Origin of the sequence: Paenibacillus marchantiophytorum, assembly GCF_014640555.1 — a bacterium.
Classification (GTDB): domain Bacteria; phylum Bacillota; class Bacilli; order Paenibacillales; family NBRC-103111; genus Paenibacillus_E; species Paenibacillus_E marchantiophytorum.
This window is the reverse complement of record NZ_BMHE01000120.1, coordinates 1-1,326: the sequence shown is the minus strand read 5'-3', so window position 1 is coordinate 1,326 and position 1,326 is coordinate 1. Positions and strand designations below refer to the sequence as shown.

Sequence of the window (1,326 nt, the reverse complement as noted above, 5' to 3'; positions counted from 1 at the left end):
TCCGCTTAAATAGCGGATCTCAGTTCCTTTTCATGCTACTTTTACCCCAGTTCCCGCCATTTAGCGGATCATAGTTCCTTTTCACACGACGATCTCTGTCATTTCAAAGCCCAAAGGGAACTAGGACCCGCTAGATTGCTGAAAATCGTTATGAAGATGCTCATCTCTCAGGGCGGCAAAGCCGCTTTTCTTACTTGCAAAAAACAAGTTTTGGTTGGATTATTGTGAATTATGGAAATGCTCCTTAAATTCGATGCTTGAACAAGTTTTTATGCTCATCGATAGGACTTATTTGAAATTCAAGTGAGGTTAGAGGGCTAGATGAATCCAAGGAGACAAAAAATTTTTCTTATTCCGAGTAAGATAGCGATCATTGCGATTATGCTGACACTCGCTGCGTGCGCTGATGAAAACAATAATATTCCGACGAATCCATCATCATTCTTAACTACTGTGCCAATGCCTTCCTCAGCGAATCAGCCGCAACCTAGGGCAGAGGCAACGGCGACTGCAACAGCTACGACTACAGCGATACCCCTGACCTCGCTCGACAAAGCTCAGTTTATCAGCATAATTCGCGATCTTGAAAACAAAAATCTCGCTATCATGGCCGTTGCCCAACAAAAGGCACTCAACCAGGAAGCCCCGGATTTTCAGGTACTTAAGTCAAAGCTGCTCCTCTACAACAGTGAAAAAGCGACCAAACATTGGGAAGTTATGTACGATAAGGAACCCGGTTGGATCTTAGAACCCAAGGGTCTCGTTTTCGCGGGTAAGCACTCTATGCTTGAATCCAGTTTTAAAGTTGAGCAAGTTGTGGATGGGAAGGTTAATCTTACTTTTAAAACGTATGGTGATTCACAATATTCCCGATCCCATCATATCGCTTATACGCTGATTGGAAAAAACGGCACGGATTGGATCATCGATTCGATTCAGGCAACTACACTCGTTAATGCCTTCAATCAGGATGAAGCGACAGAAGCTATGACATCTGAATTCGGAGAAGTAAAGTTTGTGAAAGAAGACGACACTTATTATCTCAAACTTCGCAGCTTGAAATGGGCAAGTAAGCCTTAAGATAACTGGGCAAACCGGCGATCCATTGTTGGAGTTGACTTTTAATCAATTTTGAGAGCTTTTTACTTGCCTGTGTGGCTACTTCATTGATCAAATCAACGAGTTGTTGCAAGGCGACCACCAGTCCATGGTGCTAACCTCATCGCACAACAAATAAAACAAACCGCCAAGTGAACGCTGATCTGTGCTTTGCCGATGCTGCCACGCAAGCAGGATGTATCTAGAAAATACAATGGTCGTATGGCT

General features: G+C 43.5%; 1 protein-coding gene and 1 pseudogene. One reads left to right on the top strand and one right to left on the bottom strand.

Annotation, left to right across the window (positions count from 1 at the left end; genetic code table 11):
• Positions 1-321: 321 nt before the first annotated feature.
• On the top strand, positions 322-1,080 hold the full coding sequence (locus IEY34_RS36125) for a hypothetical protein (protein WP_189021112.1): 759 nt from the start codon (positions 322-324) through the stop codon (positions 1,078-1,080).
• On the opposite strand, the pseudogene IEY34_RS37195 reads toward IEY34_RS36125, so the two are convergent.
• Positions 1,043-1,326, bottom strand: a pseudogene (locus IEY34_RS37195) (IS4 family transposase); the annotation flags it as partial. The gene IEY34_RS36125 and the pseudogene IEY34_RS37195 overlap by 38 nt on opposite strands.